This window comes from Paraburkholderia solisilvae (assembly GCF_902859875.1).
GTDB classification, from domain to species: Bacteria; Pseudomonadota; Gammaproteobacteria; order Burkholderiales; family Burkholderiaceae; genus Paraburkholderia; species Paraburkholderia solisilvae.
Map to the genome: position 1 here is coordinate 40,730 of NZ_CADIKF010000001.1, position 26,141 is coordinate 66,870.

The window sequence follows — 26,141 nt, forward strand, 5'->3', positions numbered from 1 at the left end:
GGCCGTGTCCTTTGGAGGACGCATCATGTTTCGCTCGAAAATATCCGCGATGGCGCTGGTGGCGGTCACCGGATCGCTGATGATGGGCAAGGCGCGCGCCGACGCGCCCGCAGCCATCGTCACGCCGGTCATGACGCAGCCGCTGTCCGACTACCCGGGCAAGGAAGCGCTGATGATCACCGTCGAGTATCCGCCCGGTTCCGTCGACCCCGTCCATCGGCATTACGCGCACGCGTTCGTCTATGTGCTGGAAGGCAGCATCGTGATGCAACTGAAGGGCGGCAAGGAAGTGACGCTCAAGCCCGGGCAGAGCTTCTACGAAGGCCCGAACGATGTCCATACTGTGGGACGTAACGCGAGCCAGACGGAACCCGCGAAATTTCTCGTGGTGTTGCTGAAGAACAAGGGCGCGCCGGTGCTGGTGCCGGAAAAATAAGCGATGCGGCACACGCGCGGTGTTCGGCTGAAAAGCGACGCACGATGTCACAAACCGAAGTGCTCATCCGTCTAGTCGGGTGTGGACCCAACTATGTGTGCGCTTCGATGTCAGACTACGCCCCCCGCCGATTCGTTAGCGGCGCCGACGATCCGTTTGCGAGCAGTTTTGCAACCAGTTATGCCGGCGTCGTCTCTTTTCTTGCCGTTGCCGACGAAGGCAGCTTTGCCAGAGCGGGCGACCGCCTCGGCATCGGCCGTTCATCGGTCAGCCGCAATGTGCAGAAGCTCGAGGCTCAACTCGATACGCGTCTGTTTCTTCGTACGACCCGCAGTACGTCGCTGACGCGCGAGGGCGAACTGTTCTACGAGAACTGCCGCCCAGGCGTCGAGCGCATCGTGCACGCGCTCGACGAGATGCGCGAATTGCGCCACGGTCCGCCGCGCGGCCAGTTGCGCATCTGTTCGACCGCCGGCTTCGGACGCAAGATCGTTGCGCCGCTGTTGCGAGGCTTTCACGCGCAATATCCGGAGATCGCGCTGGAGCTGGTGCTGAACGACCGTCTCGCGGATTTCACCGCCGATCGCATCGACGTGTCGTTTCGCGACGGACGCATGGAGGACAGCGAGATCGTCGCGCGGCAGCTGATACCGATGCAGATGATCGTCTGCGCATCGCGTGAATATGCGCGTATTCACGGCTTGCCGCGCGATCTCGACGAACTGGCCGGGCACCGCTGCATCAACTTCCGGATGGCGTCGGGCCGCATCCGCGAGTGGGAGTTCAAGGCCGCCGGGCTTTTGCAGCGGCGCGTGCCGGTTGCACGGCACACGTTCAACGACCCGGACCTGATCCTGCAGTCGGTGCTGGATGCGCAGGGCATCGCGCAATTGCCGGCCTATCAGGTGCGCGATCTGCTTCGCGACGGACGCCTCGTCAACTGCCTCATGCAGCATGCGCCGGACGACGGCGGTCACTACATCTGCTATCTCAGCCGCAAGCATCTTCCCATGAGAATTCGCGTGTTCGTCGATTACATGATCGAGCATACGCGTCGGCTCGACCTGGATTGCATGACCGCACTGCAAACGCTCTCGAGCGTCGAGTGACGACAGGTCCGGCACCGCACCGGCAACGCCGCAAGGATACGGAAAAAGGCGAGTAGTAACGCTGCTGCTCGTATCGTCGAAGGTTCCTCATGATGAATGGTATCGATCCCTGGTTGCAAATCGTCAAATGGTTGCGCGGACATCCTCCTGAAGTGGCGCGCGCGGTTCGCAGGAGCACGTATGCCGCGCGCGAGTTCGGGCGCGAGTTTGGCCGCGAGTTTGGCCGTGAGGCGGGCCACGAGTTTGGCAACGAGTTGGGCAAAGACAAGCAGCCGCGCGCGATGGCCAATCTGCTGTCGATCAGCCGTATCGAATGGCAGACCGACTCGAGGATACTCGTGTCGTGGAGCGACCCGACGCTCGGCCGGTATCAGGATCAAACCTGGCGCGCCGGCTTCGCGCGCACGGCCGGTGTGTGCGGATTGACGGGCATGCCGGTGCGCCGCGGCGATGCGGTCTACAAGCCGCTGATACGCGCGGGGGCGAGACCGCTGAACGCGTTCGATATGATTCTCGCGACTACCTTGAAGCAGAAATCGGAAGGCTTGCCGATCAATTGAGATTCGACTGGTGACGATCGACGGATCGCAGGCCTGACGGTCGGCCGCGCGTGATACGCGCTGCATCAATCTCATTCCACGCGTCGCGTTTCACGACGCGCATCGTCTCATTGCGACGAAAAAGGCCGGCTTTGATGCGTTATTCGTGCGACGCGCGGGCCATATGTGCGCCGATTATTAAGGCAACGCTAAAAATACTCAGTCAAACCCGTCGACCACGATAACTGCCATGACGAACGACGTCCTGCACATTGCCGAAGCGCAAGCGGCCCGCGCGCTTCAGGATTTACCGCTGCCGTTTGCCGTGCTGTTCGAACGCGGCGAGGTATCGGTCGAACTGTATGCGCCGCGCGGCGAAGACAAGCAGTCGCCGCACACGCGCGATGAGCTCTATATCGTCGCTTGCGGGTCAGGCGTCTTTCGCCGCGCGAACGAGACATGCGAGTTCCGTGCGGGCGATCTGCTTTTCGTCCCGGCGCACGTCGAGCATCGCTTCGAGCGCTTTAGCGACGACTTCAGAACGTGGGTGATTTTCTTCGGCCCGCAGGGTGGCGTGCAGGCGTGAGCGATTCGCTCTGGATCATGCGCGGCGTCGTAACCTTTCGTCTTCAGGTGCGCTAGACTGCGGCAAACGCGAGTGTGCTGCCTGCGGCGCGCTTGTCCGCTCCACTTTTCACATACGGATTCGAAAGGGGCCGTCATGGCAAAAGATGAGATTGTCTGGGGTGTGCTGGGCGCGGCAAAGATCAACGACAAGGTCGTGCCGCCGATGCACCGCGCTCCCAAATGCCGGGTAAAGGGCATTGCGTCGCGTCAGCCGGAGAAAGCCCGCGAAGCCGCGGCGAAGTATGGCCTTGCAGTGGCGTATGACAGTTATGAGGCACTGCTTGCCGACCCGGAAATCGATGCGGTCTATATTCCGCTGCCGAATCACCTGCACCTGGAATGGGCGCTCAAATCGGTCGAAGCGGGCAAGCACGTGTTGTGCGAGAAACCGATCGGCCTGAATGCGGAACAGGCGGAGCGGTTGATCACGGCGCGCAACAAGAGCGGCTGCTACATCCAGGAAGCCTTTATGGTCCGCACGCATCCGCAATGGCTCAAGGTGCGCGCGTTGATCGAAGAGGGCGCGATCGGCGAATTGCGTGCGATCAGCGGCGGCTTTACCTACTTCAACACCGACGCGAACAATATTCGCAACAAGCATGACATCGGCGGCGGCGGTCTGCTGGATATCGGCTGTTATCCGATTACGACGTCGCGCTTCGTCACCGGAAGCGAGCCGCAGCGCGTGGTGTCGCTGATCGAGCGCGACCCGGCGTTCAAGGTGGACCGGGTCGGTTCCGTGCTGATGGATTTCGATGGCGTCCAGGCGAGCTTCTTTTATTCGACACAGCTGCACCCGTATCAGCGGATGCAATTTCACGGCACCACTGGGCGCATCGAAGTCGAAATTCCGTTCAATGCGCCGAACGACCGGCCGACGCGCGTGCTGGTAAGCGAACGCACGGCTGATGGAAGCAGTGCCGAACGCTGGCTGGAGTTTCCGATATGCGACCAGTACGGAGTGGCGGCCAATGTATTCGCCGAGGCGATCCTGAGCGGCGGACGTCAGGCAGTTCCGCTGGAAGACGCACGATTGAATATGCGCGTGATCGACGCGGTTTTCCGGTCGGCTCAGTCGGGTGCGTGGGAGACGATCTGACGTAATCCGCCGCTAGCGGATTTCCCGCGCCACGCTCTGCAGTTTCGTGAACGCGCGATAGCGCGCGTCGTGCAGCGTCGCCGTCTCACCCGCAGCCGGTGCGTAAGTTCGCGCAATGCGCGACATCTGGGCCATCGCCGTGCGCACATCGCCGAAGAGGCCGCCCGCGACGCCGCCGAGCATCGCGGCGCCAAGCAGCACCGGTTCTTCCGCGTGCGTGGCGAGCACCGGCTTGCCGGTCGCGTCCGCAAGCAACTGCCGCACGAGATCGAGCCGCCCCGCGCCGCCGCTGATCACCACCTGTTCGATCGGCGCGTCGGCGTCAGCCTGCGTTTCGATAATCTGACGCAGGCCATAACCGATGCTGCAAATGCCCGCGATATACAGCGCGACGAGACTGTCGAGACCGGTCTCCATCGTCAGACCCGCGATTACCGCTCGCGCATGCGGATCGGCGAAAGGCGCGCGGTTTCCCAGAAACTCCGGAACCACATGCAGGCCTTCGGCGAGCTTCACCGCGTCCGACAAACCGTCTGCGCCGTCCGCGTGCTGCGTCGCGAGACCGGCGAGCATCACCGGCAGCGACTGGCCTGCCTGCCCGGCCTGTTTTTGTGCGGTTTGCGCTAACGGGTGCATCGCGAGCAATCGCTCGATCGCTGCGCCGGCCACCGATTGCCCGCCTTCGTTGAGCCACGCATCGGGCACCATCGCGGAGAAATAAGGTCCCCACACGCCGGGCACGAAGACCGGCTGGCGGGTCGTCGTCATCGTGCATGACGACGTGCCGAACACGTAGCCGAGGCACGACTCGGGTTTGCCTTCGGCGCCGACCGTGCCGATACCGCCGGCGTGCGCATCGATCACGCCGGTGGCGACCGGCGTTCCCGCGCGCAACCCGAGCTCCGCGGCCGCGTGCGCGGTCAGGCCGCTGCCAAGCGGCGTGCCCGGTTCGACGACGCTCTGGCCGATGCGTGCAAAACCTTCATCGGCCAGCACGCCGAGGCCGACTGTGCGGAAGTAGCTTTCGTCCCAGCGCCGCTCGTGCGCGAGATAGGTCCATTTGCAGGTGACGGTGCAGGTCGAGCGCGACAGGTCGCCGGTTGCGCGCCAGGTCAAAAAATCGGTCAGATCGAAGAACTGCCACGCCGACGCGAAAACGGCCGGCCGGTTTTCCAGCAGCCACAGCAGCTTTGGCGTTTCCATTTCCGGCGAGATCTTGCCGCCGACGAATTTCAGCACGTCGTGGCCGGTCGCGTTGATGCGTTCCGCCTGCTCGAGCGCGCGATGGTCCATCCACACGATGATGTTGCGTTCCGGTTGCTCCGACGGCCCGACGGGCAGCGGCTGTCCGCCCGCGCCCAGCACGACGAGCGAGCAGGTCGCGTCGAAGCCGATGCCGGCGATCTGCGCGGGCGCTATCGCGGCCTGCCTGAGCGCTTCCTGCACCGAATGGCAGACGGCATTCCAGATCTCGCCGCTCGACTGCTCGACGATCGCGCCGCTCTCATGGAACACGGTGATGTCCTGCTTCGCCGACGCGACCATATGGCCGGCGGCATCGAAGATGCCGGCGCGCGCACTGCCTGTGCCGACGTCGACGCCAATGACATAGCGCGTATTGTTCGTCGCGCCGGTGGTCGGGTTGCCTGAGGTCATAGGTCAATGCTTCTCATGAAAAGGGTGGTGCAAGGCGCGATTGCGAAAGCGGGCAGTGCCGCCTGATCGCGCGTGGCAATGCGCTGACGCGAGGCGCGCACCGCACACGATCTCGCCAATTTCGCGTGTCAAAGATCGACGCTGTTCGGCAGAATCACCAGATCGCGGATCGTCACATTGCGCGGCCGCGTCAGCATGAAGACGATCGCATCGGCCACTTCCTCCGGCTGCATCAGGCTGCCCGATGCAAGCGCTTCGTCCATCTTCGCCTGGGGCCAGTCGTCGAGCAGCGCGGTCACCACCGGGCCCGGCGCGACCGCGCCGACCCGCACGCCGTGTTTCGCGAGCTGGCGCCGCGTGGTGTGCACAAACGCCTGCACCGCGAATTTCGAAGCCGTGTAGATCGGTTCCCACACGACCGGAACGATGCCCGCGATCGAACTGGTGAAAATGATATCGCCGGTTTTCTGCGCGACCAGATGCGGCAGCACCGCGTGCACCGAGCGGAACGCGGCGTTGATGTTCAGATTCAGCATCCGGTCCCAGTCGTCCGGATTGCCGTTCGCCACTTCGCCGCCAATATACGCGCCGGCGTTCGCATGAAAGATGTCGAGGCCGCCGGCGAGCTCGAGAATTCCCGGCAGCATCGCCGATACCTCCACCGGTTTCAGCAGATCGACGGCGAGCGGCAACGCGTTCGGCCCGAGTTCCGCACAGCACGTCGCGAGCCGGTCTTCGGCGCGGTCGATCAGCACGACCTTCACGCCCTGTTCGACCAGCGCGCGTGCGCACGCAAAGCCGATACCCGATGCCGCGCCGGTGATCGCGGCGACCTTTCCGTTGATGGATTCAGACATTGACTCGACTCCTCTATCACTTGAATTACGCGCGGCCATGCGAGACGCGAGACTGCCGCGCCAGCGAGTCGACGATCACCGCGATCGCGAGCACCGCGCCGGTAATCATGAAACGCAGCGACGACGACAGGTTCAGCAGCGTCAGGCCGCTTGCGATCGACTGGATCACGATAATGCCGAGCACCGCCGAATACGCGCTGCCACGGCCGCCGAAGAGGCTCGTGCCGCCGATCACCGCGGCGGCGATCGCGTTCAGGTTCACGTCGCCGCTGCCGGCCTGCTGGCTCGCCGAGGCGAGGCGTGCGGCGGTCAGCACGCCGCCGAACGCGGCGAAGCTCGCGCACAGCACGAATGCGCTCGTGTAGATCGCGCCGACCTTGATGCCGGCGCGCCGCGCCGCTTCCCGGTTGCCGCCGACCGCGTTCATCGAGCGGCCCCAGCGGGTACGCGTAAGCGCATAGTCCATCGCGACCGCGAGGAACAGGAAGACGCCGAACATCAACGGCACGCCGCGCCCCTGGTTCAGGTAGGCGACCACGATCTCGAGGAAGACGGTGAGCGCCACGCTGCGGGCGAGCAGGCCGCTGACCGACGGCGCCGAAAGACGCGCGATGCGGCGGCGTTCGCGCGTGCGCAAGCCGATCAGCAGAATCGCCGCACCGGGCAACAGCGCGAGAATGTGCGACGCGATGGCGGGGATGATCATCAGTTGCCCGAAGTTGACCATCGTCGAGCCGTACGGCAGGTTGATCGAACCGCTCGAGCCGAGCACGTAGAGCTGCATGCCGAGAATCGCGAGCAGCCCGGCCAGCGTCGAGACGAAGCTCGGCATGCCGAGCCGGTTCAGCAGCAGCGCATACAGCGCGCCGATCGCCGCGCCGACGGCAATCGCGACGATGATCGCGGGCAGCACCGGCCAGCCCTCGTTGACCCACAGCGTGCCGACCAGCGCCGACGCGAAGCCGCTCATCGAGCCCACCGACAGATCGATTTCGCCGACCAGCAGCACGCACACGATGCCGAGCGAAATTACGCCGACCGTCGAACAGTCGAACAGCAGGTTCACCAGATTGTTGGCGGACAGGAACACCGGGTTCAGACTGGTGAACACGGTCCAGATAATGATCAGCCCGGCGATGACCGGCAGCGATCCGAGATCGCCGGAGCGCACGCGGTCGATAAACGCGGCCACGCTGTCGCGCACGCCGGCCGCATGTTTGACACGCACGTCGCTGCGATCGAGCAGCGTGGACGGGGCTCGCGCAGGTTGCGTCGCGGGTTGCGTCGCAGGTTGGTCGTCAGGCAGTGAAGCGCGCTGGGTTGGCTTGCTCATGATGGTTCCTTTCACTGGACGTCCTGGCGGCTCTGGCGCCGCCCGGCGCGGCGCGAGACGGCGTTCTCGGTGGCGCCGGTGATCGCGGCCACCAGCTCTTCACTGGATGAGTCCGGGTAGAAGACACCGTTGTTGCGGCCCAGACGCAGCACGACGATGCGGTCGGCCACCGCGCGCACGTCTTCCATGTTGTGGCTGATCATGATCACCGCGTGGCCGCGGTCGCGCACCCGTTCGATCAGGTTCAGCACTTCGGCGGTCTGCGCAACGCCGAGCGCGGCGGTCGGCTCGTCGAGCATGATCAGCTTCGGGTCGAGCAGCAGCGAACGCGCGATCGCGACGGTCTGGCGTTGCCCGCCCGAGAGCGACGCGACCACGTCGCGCACGCTTGGAATGCGCGCCGACAATTCGTTGAGCAGCGTCCATGCGCGCACTTCCATCTGCACCTCGTCGAGGCGCAGCGGACTGAGCTCGCGGCCGAGAAAAATATTCGCGACGACATCGAGGTTCTCGCACAACGCGAGGTCCTGAAACACGGTCGCGATGCCCAGATCGAGCGCGGTGGCCGGATCGGACAGCGTGACCTGCCGGCCGCCGAAGGTGATCGTGCCGGCGCTCGGCTGATGCACGCCCGCCAGCACTTTCACGAGCGTCGATTTGCCCGCGCCGTTGTCGCCGACCAGCGCGACCACTTCGCCGGCGCGCACGTCGAGCTCGATGTCGGTGAGGGCCGAGACGGCGCCGAAGTGTTTCGAGATGCCGCGCAGGCTCAGCACGATCTCGCCGGGCGTCCCGCCGTGTTGCGTGGCGGGCGTCGCGGTGGGGGTGGAGTTCTCAGTCATGACAGGGGTGCCTCTTTGTTGCCGGCGCGAGCGGCCCGCTTCGAGGCGGTCCGCCGCGCCGTGTCGCTTCGATCGTGTGCGCCGCTCAGTTGCCGATGCCCAGCTTCTTGCAGCCTTCCGCATAACGGTCGGTGCACAGTTCCTTCGCGCTCGCGAAACCCTTGTCGACCACTTCCGCCTTCAGGTTCTTCTGCGTGATCACGGCGGGCTTGAAGAGCTGGCTCGGCGTGTTGAACAGCTTGATCTCGCCCTTGGGCGCCTGCCCCGACAGGAAACCGACCGCCACCTTCGCCGCCGCCGCCGCGACGATCTCGCTCGGCTTCAGGATCGTGTTGTACTGGTCGCCCGCGATAATCAGCTGCAGGCCTGCCAGCGTCGCATCGTTGCCGGTGACGGGCGGCACCGGGTTCACGCCCGCCGCCTTGAACGCCGCGATGGTGCCGCCGGCTGTGCCGTCGTTCGCGGCCACCACGCCGACGATCTGCGCACCGAACCGGGTGATCTGGCCGCTGACCCATTGCTGTGCCTTCGGCGGCGCCCATTCGGGCGTGTCGTACTCGGAGAGCGTCTTGTAGCCGCCGCCCTGCAGGCCCGCGTGGATGCCCTTCCTGATCAGCCCCGCGGCGGCATCGGTGGGCGAGCCGTTGACCTCGAGCACGCCGCCTTTACCGGTCGGCACGTTCGTCTCCTTCATGTGCTGGACGAGCGATTGCGCGATCGACTTGCCGATCTCCTCGTTGTCGAACGACACGTAGTAATCGGCCGGTGTCGACGGCACGGGACGGTCATACGCGATGACCTTGATGCCCTGGCTTTGCGCCATATGAACCAGCGACGCGGCGGCCGTGGAATCCACCGGGTCCAGCACGATCACTTTCGCGCCTTGCGCGATCACCGAGTTGAACTGTTGCTGCTGCTGCGACACGTCGGCATTCGCGTTCTGGTAGAGCACCTTGCAGTCGGGGCAGAGCTTGCTCATTTCGGCCTTGAAGCCGGGAAAGTCGTGTTGCTCATAGCGCGTCGACGCGTGGTCGGGCATCAGAAAGGCGACCGTGCCGCTCGGCGCGGCGAATGCCGCGGTGCCGCTCATCAGCGTGACGCTCAGCACGGCGGTGCGGATCAGCTGCGTGGATGGTTGGTTCATCGAGTGTCTCCGTTGTTAGAAAACTTCTATATGGGTGCTGCCATCGCCGGGTGCCGGGTGCGGCTTCCTGCCGATATTCGTTCGCGATACGTCGATTCGGCCCGGGTCATCGAACCAACGGGCAGAGGGCGCGCCGTTGTCGTTCGGCCGCACGGCCGGCCGGAAACACGTCGAATCTCGCTGTGCCGGACGCGGTGAAGCCCGCGCATCCTCGGGCGCATTGCGCGCACACGGACCCAATTGCTTGCCGCACGCGCGCTAGCCGGGCGCCGCCGCCGCGTGCACCGCATCGTGCGATTCGTTCCGGCTCGCCGCGTTGAGTTGCTGATACGCGCGCCATCGGGACGGCGACATCTCTTTCAGCAACAGGAACTGGCGATTGAAATTCGACAGGTTGTTGAAGCCGACCTGATAGCAGATATCGGTGATGCTGAGTTCGCCGGCCATCAGCAACTGGCATGCGAGATTGATGCGCAGCCGGTTGACGTACTGCACGAACGGCACGCCGGTATGGCGGCGGAAATAGCGCGAGAACGCGCTGACGCTTTGCCCCGCCAGCGCGGCCAGCTCCGCTTCGCGCAGATCCTGCGACAGGTTCTTGCCGATGAACGACAGCACATGGTTGATACGCGTCTGCGCGTAGTGCGCGGGGTCCGCCCGATACGCGTCGCTCGCGAGCTTCACCGGGCCGGCGCCTTGCGCGAGCCGGTCGAACAGTTCGATAAACAATGCGATGCGCCGCAGGCCCTGTGCACCCAGCATGTCGCGCAGCACCGGCGCGACGGCCGCGCCCGTTTCCGGAGAGAACAGCACGCCCCAGCGGGACGCATCGAGTAACGGCTCGACACGCCTGAATTCGGGGAAAGCGGCCGTCGCGCGCGCGACGAACTCCGCATCGAATTGCAGAACGAGGCAGCGCTCATCGACGCGTTCGCCGTGCGGCACATTGCTGACCCAGTTGTGCGGCAGGTTCGAGCCCATCATCACCAGATTGCCGGGCGCGAAATTGCCGATGTAGTCGCCGACGAAGTATTTGCCCGTCGTCGCCGTAATCAGATGAATCTCGTACTCGGGATGGAAATGCCAGCGCACCGTGCGATACGGATACCCATGCGACCACACCTTGAACGACTCATCGCGCGGCACCGCGACCAGTTCGAGGTCCGGCTGCGCGCTCGTCGCGCGGTGGGTGTCCCGGTCTGTCGGGGTATCTCGAAGGGCCTGCATCTGTCGTCCTCCTGCACCGGCTTTTCCTTTCTGGGCAGCGCGTATTTTTGTCGTGATTGCCATGATCGAAAATTAGCGTTGTCGACGTTATCTCACCACTGAAAATAAGGCCGCAAACCGATACTTTTTTGCATTCGGGTTAGCCCTGATGCGGCTCGAAGTCAATTTTTGTGCAAGGCAGCAGCGGTGGCAGCCGCTTCCGCATCAGCGCTTTGGGGGTGGCGGAACAGGCGGGGGCATATCGCGCCGGGCGTCGGGAGAGCCGCCCGGATGAAACTGCGGGCGCATTTCGCGCGCGGCTATAATCGCGCTCAAACAATGACCCGGGAAGTCCGACTCGTGAAGAAGATCATTGCATTCGTGCCGGTTGCGCTTGTTGCCCCTGTTGCGCTTGTTGCGCCTGTTGCTGTCATTGCGCTCGCACTCGCCGGCTGTTCGTCGGCCGACAAGGAAGAGCAGCGGGCCGCGGCGTTCGAGCACAACGAAGCCAACCTCGTCGTCGCGCAACGCAACGCGGCGGTCGATTGCAGCGATGCGGCGCAGTGCGACGCCGCGTGGGCGCTTACAAAGCGCTATATCGAGCAGCATTCGAACACGCATGTGACGCGTGCGGACGCTTTCTCGATCGATACCGACGTGCCGTCGAGTTCCGGCGATGCGTCTTTCTCGGCGACGCGTGTGGCGAAAGGGGCCGGCGCGACGCTGACTCTCTATGCACAGTGCCGCGGCATGTACGGGCCGAACGACGCGAGAGGCTCGGACTATGCGGAGTGCGCGGCAAAGATTCTCAAGACGCAGAATGGCTACGTCGCGTTTCTGAAGTCGAATGTGTCGGGTCAGCCGGCGCCCAAATAATGCCGCGACGGCCCTTCGCGCACGGGTCGCGCACCTGTCGCGCGACGCGGCGTGATTCGTGTGTTGTTTGGCTCTTGACCCAATCAGTCAAGCAAGTGGTCGAATCTGCGTAATCGGGACGTGGCGCCGGCGGCCGAAGCCTTACAGACTTCTGCAAGGTCAGGCAAAATACGCGCTGGTGATGCCGTGCCGATGCTCCGTTCTCCCTTCGAACGGATCCAGGCGGCGTCGCCGGACTCCGCCTTCCCGACGCCTTCATGAACCACGACCTCCCAGATTCCTCCGCTACACCCGCGCGTATTCCGAACTCGCCGCGCTTCCTGCTGCTTCTGATCTGCATGTTCGCCTCCGCGGGGCAGCTTGCCATCGACATCTACGTGCCCGCGCTACCCGAAATGGCGCGTTTCTTCGCAACGTCGCCGCAGGCGATCCAGTCGAGCGTGTCCGGCTACATGGCCGCGTATGCGTTCGGCCAGCTCATTTTCGGGCCGATAGCGGATGCGCACGGCCGCAAGCCGGTGCTGGCGTTCGGGATGATTGTCTTTACGATCGGGTGTCTGCTGTCGCTCGCCGCGCCGAATCTGGAGACCTTCATTCTCGCCCGCTGCCTGCAGGGTTTCGGCATTGCCTCCACCAACCTGCTTACGAAAGCGATCATCACCGATTGCTTCTCCGGGCAGGCGCTGATGCACGCGTTCACCTATATGTCGATCGCGTGGGGGCTCGCGCCGATCGTCGCGCCGGTTATCGGCGCGCATCTGCAGACACTGTTCGGCTGGAAGGCGTGCATGGTTTTCCTGCTCGTCTATTCGGTGGTGATGTGGGTGACGTTGTGGCGCTATCGCGAAACGCTGCCGAAGCCGGTACGTCTCGCGCCGCGCACGCTGATCACCAATGCGCGCATGGTGCTGGCGAGCCCGGTGTTCCAGAGCTGCTTTCTCGCGCAAGGCCTGTGCTACAGCATCATTCTCGTATTCAATATTGTCGGGCCGTTCATGGTGCAGAACACGCTGCACAATCCGCCGACTTACTTCGGCTATCTCGCGCTCGGCATCGGGCTGATGTATTTCCTCGGCGGGTTGTCGAATCGCTTGCATGGGTCGCGTCTGCCGACCGCGGAGCAGCGGCTGCGCATCGGTGCGCGCGTCATGGCAGGCGCCTCGATCGCGATGTTGCTGCTCGCGCTGACGATCGGTCTGCACGTATGGACGCTTGCGATACCAGTGCTCGTGATGGGGTTCTGCGCGGGCGCGATGTATCCGACGCTGATGGCGAAAGGCAATTCGCTGTTTCCGCACATTGCGGGTTTGACGAGTGCGATTCTCGGCTGCGCGCTGCTGCTCGTTTCGTCCGCGATGATGGGGCTCGCGGGCTTCGTATCGGTGCAGATCCTGACGCCGCTCGCGGTATTCTTTGTGATTCTCGCGTTTACGGTTGTCTGGATGGTGACGAAGCTGTTGCGGCATCTGGCGCAACAGCAGTCCGACGCGGCTGTGCGCCGTAGCGGCGAAGTCGCCTGAATACATCGCGATGTCGGCCGCGCGGCGGTCGGCTCGTAGTAAGTGTTGCACCCAATTCTTCTTCGTCCAGCCTGGAGCACACCATGCGCATTGCCATTCTCACTTTCGAGGGCTTCAACGAACTGGATTCGCTGATCGCGCTTGGCATTCTCAACCGTGTGAAGAAGCCGGACTGGCAGGTGTCGATCGCAAGTCCGGCGGCGCAGGTCCGCTCGATGAACGGCGTGGTGCTGGAGGCGCAAGCGTCGCTGCAAGAGGCGTCGCAGGCTGACGCGGTGCTGGTCGGCAGCGGCATGCTGACGCGCGAGGTCGTCGCGGATCCGGCGCTGATGTCGCAGTTGCAGCTCGACCCCGAACGGCAACTGCTGGGCGCGCAGTGCTCGGGCACGCTCATTCTCGCGAAACTCGGGCTGCTGCAAGGTGTGCCGGCCTGCACCGATCTGACCACGAAGCCCTGGGTTGAAGAGGCGGGCGTGCAGATCGTCAACCAGCCGTTCATTGCGAACGGCAATGTCGCGACGGCGGGCGGTTGCCTCGCATCGCAGTATCTGGCCGCGTGGGTGATCGCGCGTCTGGAGGGAATCGAAGCGGCGCGCAGTGCAATGCATTATGTGGCGCCGGTCGGAGAGAAGGACGAATATGTCGAGCGCGCGATGCGGAACATCGCACCGTATCTCGAGCCGGCCACAGTGGCCTGAAAACGCACTTCGCGCCAACCCGCGGGATGCGGCAGCGCGACGGCGCCGGCGAGCCGTGCGCTGCTGCGTCGCTTCCTGGTTCTCTCAGCGGCCGAGTTGTGTCGACATCGCGATATCTTGCTGTGCTTCGAGCGCCGCAAGACGTTGCGTGAGCGCGCGATGCACGACCGTGTAAGCATCCGCGCCTAACACGAGACGTTCGGGCGCGGTATCCGCATCCGTTGCTGCGATGATGGCTTGTGCAACCTTGCGCGGATCGCCACCGTAGTTCGCGTCTCCCGCTTCTCTGGACCGGTGGCGGAACATGCCGACAGCCGTCTGCTCATACGCGTCGATCGGCTCCGCCTGCACGGCGTTCGCGTTGAACGATGTGCGCATGCCGCCGGGCGCGACGATCGTCAGCTGGATGCCGAACGGTGCGACTTCGTGTCTGAGCGCGTCGGTAAAGCCTTCGAGCCCCCACTTCGCCGCATGGTAGAGGCTCGCGGTCGGAAAAGCGGCCTGGCCGCCCATGCTCGAAATCTGCACGATCCGCCCGCCGCGCTGCTTGCGCATCTGCGGCAGCACGCAACGCGTCACCTGTATCGGTGCGAGCAGGTTGACCGCGAACTGGCGTTCGATCTGCGCGTCCGACACTTCTTCCGCCGCGCCGCGCAAGACATATCCTGCATTATTGACAAGCACGTCAATTTTTCCCCATGCGGTCGCGACGCTGTTGATCGTCTGCTGCATTCGGTCTGTGTCGCGGATGTCGAATGCTTCGACCGTGAGCGCGTTTCCATATCGCTGTTGCAGGTCGGCGAGCGCATCGGCTTTGCGGACCACGGCCGCCACGCGATCGCCGCGCGCGAGTGTGAGTTCGACCAACTGCCGGCCGAGCCCACTGGAGGCACCGGTAATCAACCATACTTTCTGCACGACTTCCCCCGCTTGAGTGTGCGCACCGGCCGTCGAACCGACGGCCGTTCATGGTGATGACAGCCGGCCGGCGCCGCTTATTCCATATCGCCTGCGCGAGTGATGCACGAATGGTGCGGTGGTGGCAGGCAAGCGTGCTTTCGGATATCGTCGTCATGCTTTCAAAAGATGTTGCGTGCGCAAGCAGAGTGATGTTTCAGACAGCGGAAAAAACAGCACACACGGTTGCCACGCACCCGGCAATCGTGACGTTGCCACGCGCCTCGAACCATCCGCGTCGAGGAGAGGTCAGGGGAGACACCCGATATGCATTCAATCAGGCGTAGAGCGCTCATCAACGCGGCGCTCGGCATCGCGGCAACCGGTTGCGTGCCGCCGCTCATACCGCTCGTCACCGGGCAGGAGCCGGTGCGCGAGCCGGCGCGAACCACCCGCCGCGTGCGTGTTACCGATCCTGACTGGCCGTCGCGAGCCGAATGGGCCGCGTTGAACGGAAAGGTAGGCGGCCGCTTGCTCGAGCTGTCATCGCCATTCGCTGCCTGTCGGAACGCGCCGCGCAGCGCGGCTTGCCGCGATGTGCTCGCGCAACTCAAGAACCCGTATTTTCTCGGCGACGATCCGGCTTTGACGCAGAGCTCGGGCTGGATCGACGCATGGACTTCAACGCCCAGCGTTTATGCAGTTGCGGCCGAGCAATCGAACGATGTCGCACAGGCCGTCCGGTTCGCACGGGAGCATCGGGTCAGGCTAGTCATCAAAGGCGGCGGCCACAGTTACCAGGGCACATCGAACGCGCCCGACTCGCTGTTGATCTGGACCCGGCGCATGCGCGGAATTCGTCTGTACGACGCATTCGTTCCGCTGGATTGCGAAGGCGACATGCCGCCTCAGCCCGCAGTCACCGTAGCGGCAGGCGAGATGTGGATGCACGTCTACGACGCGGTGACGACGCGCGGCGGCCGCTATGTGCAAGGCGGCGGTTGCGCGACGGTGGGTGTCGCGGGCCTCGTGCAAAGCGGCGGCTTCGGAAGCTTTTCGAAGAAATTCGGCACAGCGGCCGGTTCGCTGCTGGAAGCGCAGGTGGTGACGGCCGATGGCATCGAGCGGATCGTCAACGCGCGTACCGACCCGGACCTGTTCTGGGCGCTCAAGGGCGGAGGCGGCGGCAGCTTCGGCGTGGTGACGAGCGTGACGCTCAAGACGCATCCGCTGCCCGACTATGTCGGCGTCGTATCGGCAGTGCTCAGGGCCTCATCGCCGCAAGCGTTTCGACGTCTGATCGATCGCTTTCTCGCGTTCTACGCGGACGCGCTACTCAACGAACATTGGGGCGAGACGGTATCCATGAGCCCGGATGGCACGTTGCGCATTTCGATGCTGTTCCAGGGCTTCGACCGCGTCGAAGCCGGGCGGATCTGGCAACCGTTCCTGCAGTCGGTGACGGAAACGGCCAGCGAGGTCCGTCTTGTCGAGCCGGTGCGGATCCAGTCGATTCCCGCTCGCCGTCTGTGGGACCCGGCGTTCATCATGAAACATGCGCCGGGCGTGATGGTCGCGGACGGCCGACCGGGTGCGGCGCCCGACAATGTATTTTGGGCTGCCGATCAGACCGACGCCGGCCGGTTCACGTACGGCTATGAATCGCTGTGGTTGCCGGCATCGCTGTTGGACCCGTCCGCACGCGCATCGCTTTCCGACGCGCTGTTTCAAACCAGCCAGCAGTGGAATGTTTCGTTGTCGTTCAACAAGGGGCTCGCCGGCGCGCCGGAAGACGCGCGCGATACCGCGATGAATCCGGACGTGCTCGATGCGTTCGCGCTGGCGATTATCTCGGGCGAAGGGGCGCCGGCGTTTGCGGGCATGCCGGGCGCGCCGGTCGATATCGCCGCCGCGCGGCAAGCGGCAATGCGCATTCGCGGCGCCGCGCAAAGCTTGCGCGTGGTGGCGCCCCACGCCGGCGCCTACGTATCGGAAAGCAGTTTTCATCAGGAAGACTGGCCACGCGCTTACTGGGGCGAGCATTACCCGATGCTTGATGCGGTGAAGCGGAAGTACGATCCGGATGGGCTTTTCTTCGTTCATCAGGGCGTGGCTTCGAATGAATGGGACCCTGAGGGCTTCACGCGACTGCAATAGATACCCCGGCTTGTCGCATCGCGAATGCGGATTCAGATGGCGTTTCGTTTCCACGTTTGCGCTTTCGAGCCTGAGCAGGTTCGGCTCGGTGGTGGAATAAGCGCGACTCGACAGTTGTGTTGAAGACGAGGCTCGTTGGATACAAGGTGCCCGAGTGGCTGATCGTGCTCGATGAAATTCCGCGTACCGGGATGGGCAAAGCGATCCATCCGCGCCTGCAGGAGCATGCGGCACAGGCCTGAGCGCGGCGCGCAGTATCTGCTTGCACGGCCTGGCGGCTGGCTGCCGGTCGCGCATCCTGGCGAGCCTTCCGCCTTCCTTCGGGTTACGATCACGGTATCGTCCATGCGGTATCGTCAGCAGGAGCGCCCGATGAAAGACGTGAAGGCTTTCGTATTCGATGTGTTCGGCACGTTGGTCGACTGGCGAGGCGGCGTTGCACGTGAGGCCGCGGCCTTTCTCCAACGGCATGGACGAAGCGCTCAGGAAGCCGACGCGTTCGCGGATGCATGGCGCGCGCTTTACCAACCGGCGATGGAGAAAGTTCGTCGGGGCGAGCGGCCGTTTGTGAAGCTCGATGTGTTGCATCGGGAAAACCTCGAGCAGGTGCTTGCCGTGTTTGGCATCGATGCCAGGCATCTGCATGCGCCGGAACTCGACGAGCTGAATCTGGCATGGCATCGGCTCGATCCGTGGCCCGATACGGTCGAGGGGCTGCGTCGGCTCAAATCGCGCTACATCATCGCGCCGCTGTCCAATGGCAACATCCGGTTGATGATCGACATGGCGAAACACGGCGGCTTGCCGTGGGATGCGATTCTGGGCGCGGAGGTTGCGCAGGCGTACAAGCCGTCGCCTGACGCTTACTTGCGCACGGCCGACGTGCTTGCATTGTCACCCGATCAGATATGCATGGTCGCCGCGCACAATAGCGATCTCGCGGCGGCGCAGACGTGCGGGTTCAGGACGGCGTTCGTTGCGCGGCCCTATGAACACGGGCCCGCGCAAACAATCGATTTGCAGGCGGAAGGGGCGTGGGACTGGGTGGCCGCCGATCTTGCCGAACTGGCCACGCAGGTTATCTGAGCGGAAAAACGCCGCTTTCCTTCAGGCGCGGCTCGATGATCGATGTCGCGCTCAGCGCTGCGATGTGTCCGTGCCGTTGACGAACGCATCCGCGAACTGATCCGAATAGAGTTCCGCGAGCGCGGCCCGCAGCGCCGCCGCGCGTTGCGCGCCGTACACCTCTTCGAACCGATTCTGCGCTTTGCGCCACAGGCGGTTTGCCTGCGTGAGCGCGGCCTTGCCGCCGGCAGTCAGCTGGACGCGCTTGCTGCGGCCGTCGAGCGCATCGGGAACCTGTGTCAGATACCCCGCACGTTCGAGCGGCTTGATGTTGCGCGCGAGCGCTGAACGGTCCAGCACCATCGCGTACGCGAGCTCGGTCATGGTCGGATTGCCGGCGCGATCGATGTGCACCAGGATCGAGCGCTGGGACACGCTCAGTCCGCACGGCGTCAGGAACGCGTCGTATAGCTGGCTGATGCGCCGCGTCGCCTTGCGCAGCGCGGCGCCATTGCAGACGAGCGGATCTTTCGGAATGGTCGGCGGCACGACATGACTCCCAGGCGGATGGCGCGCGGCACGCCTCGGGTGCACGCGGCTTCGGACTCGAATTCGACATGCGCAGTGTACTGCAGCTTGACCGATGTTGGCATGTGCAAGTAAATTGACGTCATGTTTTGTTTGCATATACCAATACTTTTCATCCGCCACCTTTCATGACATGTCATCGGTAAACGGCAATCCAGTTCCCTCCGCGGCGCCGCGCGCGGACAATCCGCGTCTGCGCCTGATGCTCGATGCGCCGATCGCGCCGACGCTTGTCCGCATGGCGTGGCCGAATATGCTGATGATGCTCGCGCAGTCGTCGACCGGGCTGGTCGAAACATGGTTTCTCGCGAAACTCGGCACCGATGTGCTGGCGGGTATCGCAGTGGTCGTGCCGGTGCTGATGTTGATGCAGAACATGTCGCAGGGCGCGATGGGCGGCGGCATTTCGTCGGCGGTCGCGCGTGCGCTGGGCGCCGGCGATGCGTCGCTGGCCGACCGGCTGCCGCGCCATGCGGTCGCGCTGAACGCCGCAATCGGCCTGGTTTTTTCCGTGCTGTTCGTGTGTTTTGCGCGGCCGCTGTTTGCGCTGCTCGGCGCGCGCGGCGCTGCGCTCGAGGCGGCCACCACATATGGTCACGTGCTGTTCGCGGGTCTCGTGCTGATGTGGGTGATGAACGCGCTCGCGAGCGTGATCCGCGGCACCGGCAATATGATGGTGCCGGGTGTGGTGATTTGCGGTGGCGCGGTATTGCTGATCCCGCTGTCGCCGTGCCTGATTTTCGGCGTCGGCCCTGCGCCGCGCCTGGGCGTGGCGGGCGGCGCTTATGCGCTGCTCGCCTATTACGCGGCGGGGACGGCGATTCTCGCGTGGTACTGCGCGAGCGGCCGCAATGCCGCGCGCCTGATGCGCGGCTTGCTCGAATGGGCGACGCTGCGCAACATCCTGACCGTCGGCGGCCTCGCATGCGTGAATCCGATTCTCACGAATGCGCTGATTGCGGCCACGACCGCCGCGGTCGGCGCGGCCGCGGGCACGGCGGCGCTCGCCGGTTACGCGACCGGCGCGCGCCTCGAATATCTGCTGATGCCGATCGCGTTCGGCCTCGGCGCGCCGATGGTCGCGTTAGTCGGTGCGAATATCGGCGCCGGTCAGGTGGATCGCGCGCGCCAGATTGCGCTAACCGGCGGCGCCCTCGCGTTTGCGATTGCCGAGACGGTGGGCGTGGCCGCGGCGATCTGGCCGCATGCGTGGCTGCGTCTGTTCGGCGCCGACGCGCGCCTGCTCGAAACCGGCACGCTGTACCTGCATATCGTCGGTCCGTTTTACGGATTCTTCGCGCTGGGCTTTTCGCTGTATTTCGCGTCGCAGGGCGCGGGGCGGCTCATGTGGCCGCTCGCCGCGGGCGGGATGCGGCTCGCGCTGTTTGCCGGACTCGGGTCGATGGTGCTCGCCTTGACTTCTTCACTCACGCTGTTCTTTGTGATCGGCGCGTTGGCGATGCTGCTGTACGGCATGTGCATTACATGGTCGGTTGCGACGGGGCGATGGATGCGCCGTCGCTGACGTTTCGCTTGAAGGAGCAGGGCTGCGCCGTCGTGCTGTGCCGGCCGCCGGCGCAGCGGTCTCGTGGCGACAGCCCTGGTTGAGGACGTGTTTATGCCGGAATGATCCGTTCCGCCTTGAGCCGGTCGAACAGATCGAAAAACGCGTCCGGCGTGCTCTGATAGTCGAGAAAGCCTGCCTTGCGGCTCTTGGTCATGTCCGTCAACACTTCCATCGGCCGGCCAAGGTCGGCGTCCGTATGCCACCACGACACCAGCTTGCCGATCTCGGCCTCCTTCAGCTGGTGACGCGCGGCGATCTCCGCCCATGGCTTGCCGGCGTGCTGCATGCGGCTTTCGAGCGGACGGGTTTGTCCGTCGAACGGCGCGGGCTCGATGCCGAAATACTGCGCGATGCGCGACCACATCCATTTCCACCGGAACACGTCGCCGTTCACGACATTGAAGTCTTCGTTGCGTGCGTTCGGCGAGGTAGCCGCCCATTCCAGATGCCGCGCAAGCAGTCGCGCGTCGGTCATATCCGTCAGGCTGTCCCATTGAGCGGGGGAACCGGGGAACACGAACGGTTGCCGCGTTTCCTTGCAAAGCGTCGCATACACGGCAAGCGTCATGCCCATATTCATCGCGTTGCCCAAAGCGAAGCCGATGATCGTATGCGGACGATGCACGCTCCAGCCGAAGCCATACCGCCCGGCCGCTTCGAACAGGCGGTCTTCCTGTTCATAGTAGAAGTTGTCGACCGGCTGGCGGCCCTGTTCCTCGCGGAACGGCGTGACCGGAACGTTGCCCTGCCCATAGGCTTCGAAGGGCCCGAGATAGTGCTTGAGGCCCGTCACCAGCGCCGTATGTTGCAGGTTGCCGGTCGGTCCGAGGGCCTCCAGCACGTGCTGCACCATCGCACCGTTGACGCGAATGTTTTCGCGCTCCGTTGCCTGTCGCGCCCAGGCGGTAAAGAACACATGACTGAAATCGCGTCCCTTCAACGCGTCGGCGACCGATGCCTGCGACGTCAGGTCGGCCGCGACGGAGGCGACGCCGCTTTGCATTGCGTTGCGGCCGCGCGAGAGGCCGGTTACGTGCCAGTCGCCGCGGGACAGCAGATGTTGCGCGAGATTGCCGCCGACAATGCCCGTCGCGCCGATGATGAGTGCCTTTTTTTCCATGAGAAGCCAGATTTGCTGAATGCCTGTTGCTGGGAGAAGCGTCCGTTACGATGCGCTCGCGGCGCTATGGTTTTGGACCGGATGACATCACGAAGCCCGGTTCAGCACGAAATCGAACTCGAGCGTGGCGAACGGCGTAGTCATGTGCGTGCCGTCGGGTGCTGTGCCGCTTGCGTGCTGGCGCCATGGTGCGATCAGCGACGAACGCACGCCGAATACGGCATCGGAGTCGAGGTAGCGATCGTCTTCGCGAAACACGTGCGTGACGAGCCGTTCGTAACCGGGCGCGGTAATCATGAAATGCAGATGGGCGGGCCGCCACGGATGCCGGCCGAGCGCGTCGAGCATGCTGCCGACCGGGCCGTCATGCGGAATAGGGTACGGCACCCCGACGATCGAGCGGAAGTGGTAGCGTCCATCCGGCAAGCTGTGCAGCACGCCTCGTGCACGATGCGTGTCGTTGTTGTCGTATTGCACGTCGTAAAAGCCCGCCTCATCCGCTTGCCAGACTTCGATGCGCGCGCCGCTCACCGGTTCGCCTTCGAGGCCGCGCACGACACCTGACACGAAGCAAGGTTCGCCTTGCGCGCCGTTGGCGACGTCGTCGCCGTTGTTATAGACCGGCGCGTTGTCGACGAAGAATGGCCCAAACACGGTCGCTTCGGTGCAGCCTGCCGGCTTGCGATGGTTCATCGCGGTGACGAGCGTCGACAGTCCGAGCGTATCCGACAGCAGAATGAACTCCTGGCGCTTCTCGTCGGTAATGTGGCCGACTTCGGTGAGAAAGCGTATTCCCGCCTCCCATTCTGCTTCGGTCAAATGGGTTTCGCGCGCAAACGCGTGCAGGTGCCGCACGAGGCTTGTGACGATTTCCTTCAGCCGTTCGTCGGTTGCCTGCGCGAGACGGGCCAGCACCGCATCCGTGATCGTGTTCTCGTCGAGATTCCGCATGGTTCGGGTCCAAATGCCTTTTCAGCGATGATAGTCGCTTCATCGCTGGCTGGCAGTGGACCCGGCATCGCCGTCCGGAGCGGTGTGTGCGCCGGGGAGAGAGGCGGGGAAGGGAACGCCGGCGCCCGATCGGGTACGTTCGGCACCGCGCTTTTTCGGCCCGAAGGAAGGTGGCGCTCAGGAAGTCGAGGCGCCGGGGCAGAACGATTCGCCGGTCGCGTTTATCAGCGCATTGACGCCAGCTTCGCCGAGCAGGTCCTTCGCCCTCGTCTGGGCAATCGACCACGAGCTCACCGCGCGATCAAGCAGCGCGCTGCCTTGCGGCGTCAGCGACAAGGGCCGGCTGCGGCCGTCGCCCGCGAGAAAACCTTCGCGCACCCACCCTCGCGACACCAGCGGCTCGACATTTTTTGTCAACATCGGCCGGTCATGATGACTGCGTCGCCCGAGGTCCGCGCGGCTAAGCGGTCCGTGTTCCATGAGTAGCGCGAGCAGCGTGAATTGATGGGCGTTGATGCCGAAAGGCCGCAACTCGTTATCGTAGATTGCGGTCAGGACCCGGGAAATCTGCCGCGCGCATTCGAGCAGGCAGTCTCGCGCGATTCGGCGGCGCGCGTCATGATGTGCGTGATCTGGAGCATCCAGCGCCATATCGACCTCGCGTTGCGTTTGCCCTGTACGAGGAACCATTGAGCGGCTGGGATGTATCTCGTGTTTGTCGGGAAACACGGCATCTGTATGCGCATGTTTCCCACACATACTGCGGATACATTGAAGTACAAACGATCAAAGCACGCGATGGTGCTCAATACTCAATACTCCTGACGCGTCGGTCGGAACAGGATCTCGTTGATATCGACGTCATCCGGTTGCGTCATCGCGTAAAGCACGGCTCGCGCGAACGAATCGGGCGGAATGGCGAGCGAGGCGTAAGACGCGCGGATCGTTTCGCGCACGTCGGGTTCGGTCGCGCTGTCCGGCAGTTCGGTGTCCACGGAGCCCGGTGAAATGACCGTGGTGCGGATGCCGTACGGCTTGACCTCCTGACGCAAGCCCTCGGAAATGACACGCACCGCATGTTTGCTCGCGGAATAAACCGTGCTTCCGGGGCGCACCTTATGCCCCGCAACCGACGACACGTTGATCACATGTCCCGCCTTGCGTTGCGTCATATGCGGCAGCACTGCCGCGATGCCGTACAGCACACCTTTGATATTGACATCGATCATACGGTCCCAGTCCTCGATCTTGCATCTTTCGAGCGGGGAGTGCGGCATCAGGCCGGCGTTGTTGATGATCGCGTCGACGTGGCCGAAATGCTCGACGGCGCTGTCGACAAGACGCTGGACCTGCGCCGCTTTCGTCACATCGGTCGCGACTGCGAGCGCCTGCCCGCCTGCTGCGACGATTTCCGATGCGAGCGCTTCGATGCGCGAGACGCGGCGTGCACCGAGCACGACAATCGCGCCGTGTCTGGCAAGCATCCGGGCAGTCGCCTCACCGAGGCCGCTGCTGGCGCCTGTAATGACGACGACCTTGCTTTTAATGTCATTCATGTCTGAACCTGGGGGTTGAAGTAGCGCTTCGACTTTAATTCAGGGTCGACGCCTGGGAATCCGGTTTTTTGTTGATGCGGTATGAAGCGTCGCTTCAAGACGTGGTCAAAGGGGGCTGGCGAAGTGGCGTCGTCTCGCGTCGTCTTGCATCGCCTTTAGCGCCGTCTGAACGACGCTGCGCATACCGCACCGCAGATCAGTATTCCGCCGAGTGCGGTTCTAAGCGCAGGCGTTTCGCCGATCAGCAGCCACGCGAGCGCAATGCCATACACCGGCTCCAGGCCGAACACGACACTGGTTGTCTGCGCGCTCAGATGTTTCAGACTGGCGACGACGAGTCCCTGTCCCAACGCGGTAAACACCACGCCGAGGACAATCAGATACAGCCAGTCGGTTCCGGAAATCGGGTTGTGTGCCTGGATTGCGAAAGGCAGGATGCATAACGCGGCGACGGCCTGCTGATAGAACGAGATGCTCACCGACGGATATCTGGCCGTATAGAGACGGTTTAGCAATGCGAGGACAGCATAGGCGAAGGCGGACAACACGCCCCATAGCACGCCCTGCGTCAGCTGATTTCTGAAATCGAGGCTGGGCGTCACGAGCACGAGGCCGAAGGTGACAATTAGCGCGGTGACGACGTCATGGCGGTGGATTCGCTCGCCGAATGCGAGCGGTTCGAGAAACGTCGTGAATAGCGGAAACGTCGAGAACGCCAGCAGGCCGATCGCGACCGTCGAGACTTGAATGGAGTGAAAGAACGTGTACCAGTGCAGCGCGAGGATCATGCCGGATATTGCGAGCGCGGCCGTATCTTTTAGCGTTGCCAGCCGGAGGCTTTTTTGGGTGGCCCATGCGAATAGCAACAAGGCCACACTGCCAAAGACGGTCCGGCCTGCGGTCAATTGCGTCGCGCTGACGTTGAGCAGTTTGGCAAACAGGCCCGCACAGCCTGCTAGCAATACGGCGATATGAATCTGGGCGAGACCGAGCGTATGGTTACGTTCATATTTATGCATCGGCGTAGGATACCGCACTCGTGTGCCGGCCTTCCAAGGTTGCGATGCCTGTGTTTCGTGAGGATGGCAAAGCGGTATGCCGCGGATATCCCGGTTTCGAACCTGAGCATGCATGTCGAAGACGGACGGCGGCCTGTCCGCGGCAATCCCCGATACCGACGCAGTAGAATGGCGCTGGTCAAATCACATGAGCCTGTTACGCAGAGGTTGCGGGCTCGAGAGTTCAATCCTTATGTCCTATTTCGGAATCGGCTTACACATTATCGTCGCGATCTGTTTCGCGGTGCACGCGGTCCAGACCCGGCAGAATTTTTACTGGCTTTTTATTCTTTTTGTGTTTCCGCTGCTCGGCAGCCTGGTTTATTTCTTTGCCGTGCTGTTGCCGAGTTTGCGCCAGTCGCGCGGCGGGTATGCGGCGTCGCGGGCGATTGCGCAGCTCGTCGATCCCGATCGTGCGCTGCGCGAGGCCCGCACCGATTTCGATCGCGCGCCGACCGTTCAGCACCGGATGCGCCTCGGCGCGGCGCTATTGGCGGCCGGCCGGGCAGGTGAGGCGCTCGAGCAGTATCAGGCGGCCGCCAATGGTCCCTTCGCGGACGATCCAGGGCTGCTGCTCGGTTTGGCTCAGGCCCAGTTTGCGGTCGGCAATGCCGCGGCCGCCAGTGCGACCTTGACGCGTCTGTTCAATGCCAATCCGCAGACGCGCAATCAGGCTGAACCGGCTTTGCTCTATGCGCGTGCGCTTGCCGCGCAAGGCACGGCCGACACGCGCGCGGCTTTCGAGGTCGCGCTCAAGTGCGCGAGCGACGCGGCTCCGCGTTGTCTGTTCGCCGACTGGCTCGTTCAGCAGGCCAACGAGGCGGACCGCGAACGGGCTCGCGGCCTCTATGCGGATATCGTGCAGGACGCGAGGCACTGGCCGCGCCACGCGCGGGAACACAATCGCGAATGGCTGCAACGCGCGCAGGCGGCGCTGGCCTCGATGCCGGCTCACGGATGAACCTGCGGGAGCAAGCCGCGCGATGACTTCGCATGGTGACGGCGCGCGGACCTTATTCGCGCATCACCTACGCGAGCACATCGAATCCGCTGCCTGTACCCGCATTGCGCGACGTTAAAGCGCATAGAGCGGCTCGCCGTGCGACACGCTAAACACATCGGCCGCCGCAAGCACCAGCTTGTGTTCGACCGCGCGCTGCGCAAGCCCGGCCGAATTGTTGGACACACGCTGCAGTTCCGCAAGCCGTCGGATTGACGGCAGTTTCACGCCGGGCGCGCT

27 protein-coding genes are annotated in these 26,141 nt (G+C 63.7%); 13 read left to right on the top strand and 14 right to left on the bottom strand.

What is annotated here, in order from left to right:
• Positions 1-25: 25 nt before the first annotated feature.
• From HV675_RS00185 to HV675_RS00205, 5 genes are all read left to right on the top strand, one after another.
• The gene (locus HV675_RS00185) at positions 26-436 is read left to right on the top strand and encodes a cupin domain-containing protein (protein ID WP_175108721.1); all 411 of its coding nucleotides are present in this window, start codon (positions 26-28) and stop codon (positions 434-436) included.
• A 107-nt stretch (positions 437-543) separates the two neighbouring features.
• The gene (locus HV675_RS00190) at positions 544-1,545 is read left to right on the top strand and encodes a LysR family transcriptional regulator (protein WP_175108722.1); all 1,002 of its coding nucleotides are present in this window, start codon (positions 544-546) and stop codon (positions 1,543-1,545) included.
• Positions 1,546-1,634: 89 nt separating this feature from the next.
• Positions 1,635-2,105, top strand: coding sequence for a DUF3331 domain-containing protein (locus HV675_RS00195; protein ID WP_246270016.1), 471 nt, complete (start codon positions 1,635-1,637; stop codon positions 2,103-2,105).
• A gap of 229 nt (positions 2,106-2,334) precedes the next feature.
• On the top strand, positions 2,335-2,670 hold the full coding sequence (locus HV675_RS00200) for a cupin domain-containing protein (RefSeq protein WP_175108723.1): 336 nt from the start codon (positions 2,335-2,337) through the stop codon (positions 2,668-2,670).
• 135 nt (positions 2,671-2,805) lie between these two features.
• Positions 2,806-3,810, top strand: a complete 1,005-nt coding sequence (locus HV675_RS00205) for a Gfo/Idh/MocA family protein (protein WP_175108724.1) — start codon at positions 2,806-2,808, stop codon at positions 3,808-3,810.
• Positions 3,811-3,822: 12 nt separating this feature from the next.
• On the opposite strand, the gene HV675_RS00210 is transcribed toward HV675_RS00205, so the two are convergent.
• The 6 genes from HV675_RS00210 to HV675_RS00235 form a co-directional block, all read right to left on the bottom strand.
• Complete coding sequence (locus HV675_RS00210; protein ID WP_175108725.1) at positions 3,823-5,466, bottom strand: FGGY-family carbohydrate kinase; 1,644 nt, start codon at positions 5,464-5,466, stop codon at positions 3,823-3,825.
• A 128-nt stretch (positions 5,467-5,594) separates the two neighbouring features.
• On the bottom strand, positions 5,595-6,323 hold the full coding sequence (locus tag HV675_RS00215; protein ID WP_175108726.1) for an SDR family oxidoreductase: 729 nt from the start codon (positions 6,321-6,323) through the stop codon (positions 5,595-5,597).
• A gap of 25 nt (positions 6,324-6,348) precedes the next feature.
• A complete protein-coding gene (locus tag HV675_RS00220) occupies positions 6,349-7,656 on the bottom strand; it encodes a sugar ABC transporter permease (RefSeq protein ID WP_175108727.1) in 1,308 nt (435 codons plus the stop codon).
• Positions 7,657-7,667: 11 nt separating this feature from the next.
• Positions 7,668-8,498 carry an ATP-binding cassette domain-containing protein gene (locus HV675_RS00225; protein ID WP_175108728.1) on the bottom strand — a complete coding sequence of 277 codons (831 nt, stop codon included), beginning with the start codon at positions 8,496-8,498 and terminating at the stop codon, positions 7,668-7,670.
• A gap of 85 nt (positions 8,499-8,583) precedes the next feature.
• Positions 8,584-9,642 (bottom strand): ABC transporter substrate-binding protein, encoded by a 1,059-nt coding sequence (locus HV675_RS00230; protein ID WP_175108729.1) that lies wholly within the window; start codon positions 9,640-9,642, stop codon positions 8,584-8,586.
• A gap of 258 nt (positions 9,643-9,900) precedes the next feature.
• Positions 9,901-10,869, bottom strand: a complete 969-nt coding sequence (locus HV675_RS00235) for an AraC family transcriptional regulator (protein ID WP_175108730.1) — start codon at positions 10,867-10,869, stop codon at positions 9,901-9,903.
• A 348-nt stretch (positions 10,870-11,217) separates the two neighbouring features.
• On the opposite strand from HV675_RS00235, the gene HV675_RS00240 reads away from it, so the two are divergent.
• The 3 genes from HV675_RS00240 (at position 11,218) to HV675_RS00250 (ending at position 13,942) form a co-directional block, all read left to right on the top strand.
• A complete protein-coding gene (locus tag HV675_RS00240; RefSeq protein ID WP_246270045.1) occupies positions 11,218-11,724 on the top strand; it encodes a hypothetical protein in 507 nt (168 codons plus the stop codon).
• Between the two features lie 257 nt (positions 11,725-11,981).
• On the top strand, positions 11,982-13,244 hold the full coding sequence (locus tag HV675_RS00245; RefSeq protein ID WP_175108731.1) for a multidrug effflux MFS transporter: 1,263 nt from the start codon (positions 11,982-11,984) through the stop codon (positions 13,242-13,244).
• An 83-nt stretch (positions 13,245-13,327) separates the two neighbouring features.
• Entirely contained in the window at positions 13,328-13,942 is a 615-nt protein-coding gene (locus HV675_RS00250) for a DJ-1/PfpI family protein (RefSeq protein WP_175108732.1), read from the top strand.
• Between the two features lie 84 nt (positions 13,943-14,026).
• On the opposite strand, the gene HV675_RS00255 is transcribed toward HV675_RS00250, so the two are convergent.
• A complete protein-coding gene (locus tag HV675_RS00255) occupies positions 14,027-14,860 on the bottom strand; it encodes an SDR family oxidoreductase (protein WP_175108733.1) in 834 nt (277 codons plus the stop codon).
• A 306-nt stretch (positions 14,861-15,166) separates the two neighbouring features.
• Between HV675_RS00255 and HV675_RS00260 the strand changes: the two genes are divergently transcribed.
• The 3 genes from HV675_RS00260 to HV675_RS00265 all read left to right on the top strand — a co-directional run bounded on the left by HV675_RS00260 (position 15,167) and on the right by HV675_RS00265 (position 18,082).
• The gene (locus HV675_RS00260) at positions 15,167-16,996 is read left to right on the top strand and encodes an FAD-binding oxidoreductase (protein WP_217477982.1); all 1,830 of its coding nucleotides are present in this window, start codon (positions 15,167-15,169) and stop codon (positions 16,994-16,996) included.
• A gap of 119 nt (positions 16,997-17,115) precedes the next feature.
• A complete protein-coding gene (locus HV675_RS32715; protein ID WP_281363999.1) occupies positions 17,116-17,238 on the top strand; it encodes a hypothetical protein in 123 nt (40 codons plus the stop codon).
• A gap of 130 nt (positions 17,239-17,368) precedes the next feature.
• Entirely contained in the window at positions 17,369-18,082 is a 714-nt protein-coding gene (locus tag HV675_RS00265; RefSeq protein ID WP_175108734.1) for a haloacid dehalogenase type II, read from the top strand.
• Positions 18,083-18,133: 51 nt separating this feature from the next.
• On the opposite strand, the gene HV675_RS00270 is transcribed toward HV675_RS00265, so the two are convergent.
• On the bottom strand, positions 18,134-18,610 hold the full coding sequence (locus HV675_RS00270; protein WP_246270017.1) for a MarR family winged helix-turn-helix transcriptional regulator: 477 nt from the start codon (positions 18,608-18,610) through the stop codon (positions 18,134-18,136).
• Positions 18,611-18,782: 172 nt separating this feature from the next.
• Between HV675_RS00270 and HV675_RS00275 the strand changes: the two genes are divergently transcribed.
• On the top strand, positions 18,783-20,174 hold the full coding sequence (locus HV675_RS00275; protein ID WP_377700756.1) for an MATE family efflux transporter: 1,392 nt from the start codon (positions 18,783-18,785) through the stop codon (positions 20,172-20,174).
• 91 nt (positions 20,175-20,265) lie between these two features.
• On the opposite strand, the gene HV675_RS00280 is transcribed toward HV675_RS00275, so the two are convergent.
• From HV675_RS00280 to HV675_RS00300, 5 genes are all read right to left on the bottom strand, one after another.
• Positions 20,266-21,336: an SDR family oxidoreductase gene (locus HV675_RS00280; protein ID WP_175108736.1), complete on the bottom strand. Its 1,071-nt coding sequence runs from the start codon at positions 21,334-21,336 to the stop codon at positions 20,266-20,268.
• Between the two features lie 87 nt (positions 21,337-21,423).
• A complete protein-coding gene (locus HV675_RS00285) occupies positions 21,424-22,287 on the bottom strand; it encodes an intradiol ring-cleavage dioxygenase (protein ID WP_175108737.1) in 864 nt (287 codons plus the stop codon).
• Between the two features lie 177 nt (positions 22,288-22,464).
• Positions 22,465-23,016 (bottom strand): MarR family winged helix-turn-helix transcriptional regulator, encoded by a 552-nt coding sequence (locus HV675_RS00290; RefSeq protein ID WP_246270018.1) that lies wholly within the window; start codon positions 23,014-23,016, stop codon positions 22,465-22,467.
• 83 nt (positions 23,017-23,099) lie between these two features.
• Positions 23,100-23,843, bottom strand: a complete 744-nt coding sequence (locus HV675_RS00295) for an SDR family oxidoreductase (protein WP_175108738.1) — start codon at positions 23,841-23,843, stop codon at positions 23,100-23,102.
• Between the two features lie 155 nt (positions 23,844-23,998).
• Complete coding sequence (locus tag HV675_RS00300; protein ID WP_175108739.1) at positions 23,999-24,862, bottom strand: DMT family transporter; 864 nt, start codon at positions 24,860-24,862, stop codon at positions 23,999-24,001.
• A 232-nt stretch (positions 24,863-25,094) separates the two neighbouring features.
• On the opposite strand from HV675_RS00300, the gene HV675_RS00305 reads away from it, so the two are divergent.
• Complete coding sequence (locus HV675_RS00305; RefSeq protein ID WP_175108740.1) at positions 25,095-25,862, top strand: tetratricopeptide repeat protein; 768 nt, start codon at positions 25,095-25,097, stop codon at positions 25,860-25,862.
• 114 nt (positions 25,863-25,976) lie between these two features.
• On the opposite strand, the gene HV675_RS00310 is transcribed toward HV675_RS00305, so the two are convergent.
• Positions 25,977-26,129 carry a hypothetical protein gene (locus HV675_RS00310; RefSeq protein WP_175108741.1) on the bottom strand — a complete coding sequence of 51 codons (153 nt, stop codon included), beginning with the start codon at positions 26,127-26,129 and terminating at the stop codon, positions 25,977-25,979.
• Positions 26,130-26,141: the final 12 nt, after the last annotated feature.

What these genes read in the sequence shown, in the direction of transcription:
- HV675_RS00185 (WP_175108721.1), top strand. Translation starts at nt 26, where the DNA reads ATGTTTCGCTCGAAAATATCCGCGATGGCGCTGGTGGCGGTCACCGGA.
- HV675_RS00190 (WP_175108722.1), top strand. Translation starts at nt 544, where the DNA reads ATGTCAGACTACGCCCCCCGCCGATTCGTTAGCGGCGCCGACGATCCG.
- HV675_RS00195 (WP_246270016.1), top strand. Translation starts at nt 1,635, where the DNA reads ATGATGAATGGTATCGATCCCTGGTTGCAAATCGTCAAATGGTTGCGC.
- HV675_RS00200 (WP_175108723.1), top strand. Translation starts at nt 2,335, where the DNA reads ATGACGAACGACGTCCTGCACATTGCCGAAGCGCAAGCGGCCCGCGCG.
- HV675_RS00205 (WP_175108724.1), top strand. Translation starts at nt 2,806, where the DNA reads ATGGCAAAAGATGAGATTGTCTGGGGTGTGCTGGGCGCGGCAAAGATC.
- HV675_RS00210 (WP_175108725.1), bottom strand. Translation starts at nt 5,466, where the DNA reads ATGACCTCAGGCAACCCGACCACCGGCGCGACGAACAATACGCGCTAT.
- HV675_RS00215 (WP_175108726.1), bottom strand. Translation starts at nt 6,323, where the DNA reads ATGTCTGAATCCATCAACGGAAAGGTCGCCGCGATCACCGGCGCGGCA.
- HV675_RS00220 (WP_175108727.1), bottom strand. Translation starts at nt 7,656, where the DNA reads ATGAGCAAGCCAACCCAGCGCGCTTCACTGCCTGACGACCAACCTGCG.
- HV675_RS00225 (WP_175108728.1), bottom strand. Translation starts at nt 8,498, where the DNA reads ATGACTGAGAACTCCACCCCCACCGCGACGCCCGCCACGCAACACGGC.
- HV675_RS00230 (WP_175108729.1), bottom strand. Translation starts at nt 9,642, where the DNA reads ATGAACCAACCATCCACGCAGCTGATCCGCACCGCCGTGCTGAGCGTC.
- HV675_RS00235 (WP_175108730.1), bottom strand. Translation starts at nt 10,869, where the DNA reads ATGCAGGCCCTTCGAGATACCCCGACAGACCGGGACACCCACCGCGCG.
- HV675_RS00245 (WP_175108731.1), top strand. Translation starts at nt 11,982, where the DNA reads ATGAACCACGACCTCCCAGATTCCTCCGCTACACCCGCGCGTATTCCG.
- HV675_RS00250 (WP_175108732.1), top strand. Translation starts at nt 13,328, where the DNA reads ATGCGCATTGCCATTCTCACTTTCGAGGGCTTCAACGAACTGGATTCG.
- HV675_RS00260 (WP_217477982.1), top strand. Translation starts at nt 15,167, where the DNA reads ATGCATTCAATCAGGCGTAGAGCGCTCATCAACGCGGCGCTCGGCATC.
- HV675_RS00265 (WP_175108734.1), top strand. Translation starts at nt 17,369, where the DNA reads ATGAAAGACGTGAAGGCTTTCGTATTCGATGTGTTCGGCACGTTGGTC.
- HV675_RS00275 (WP_377700756.1), top strand. Translation starts at nt 18,783, where the DNA reads ATGTCATCGGTAAACGGCAATCCAGTTCCCTCCGCGGCGCCGCGCGCG.
- HV675_RS00280 (WP_175108736.1), bottom strand. Translation starts at nt 21,336, where the DNA reads ATGGAAAAAAAGGCACTCATCATCGGCGCGACGGGCATTGTCGGCGGC.
- HV675_RS00285 (WP_175108737.1), bottom strand. Translation starts at nt 22,287, where the DNA reads ATGCGGAATCTCGACGAGAACACGATCACGGATGCGGTGCTGGCCCGT.
- HV675_RS00295 (WP_175108738.1), bottom strand. Translation starts at nt 23,843, where the DNA reads ATGAATGACATTAAAAGCAAGGTCGTCGTCATTACAGGCGCCAGCAGC.
- HV675_RS00300 (WP_175108739.1), bottom strand. Translation starts at nt 24,862, where the DNA reads ATGCATAAATATGAACGTAACCATACGCTCGGTCTCGCCCAGATTCAT.
- HV675_RS00305 (WP_175108740.1), top strand. Translation starts at nt 25,095, where the DNA reads ATGTCCTATTTCGGAATCGGCTTACACATTATCGTCGCGATCTGTTTC.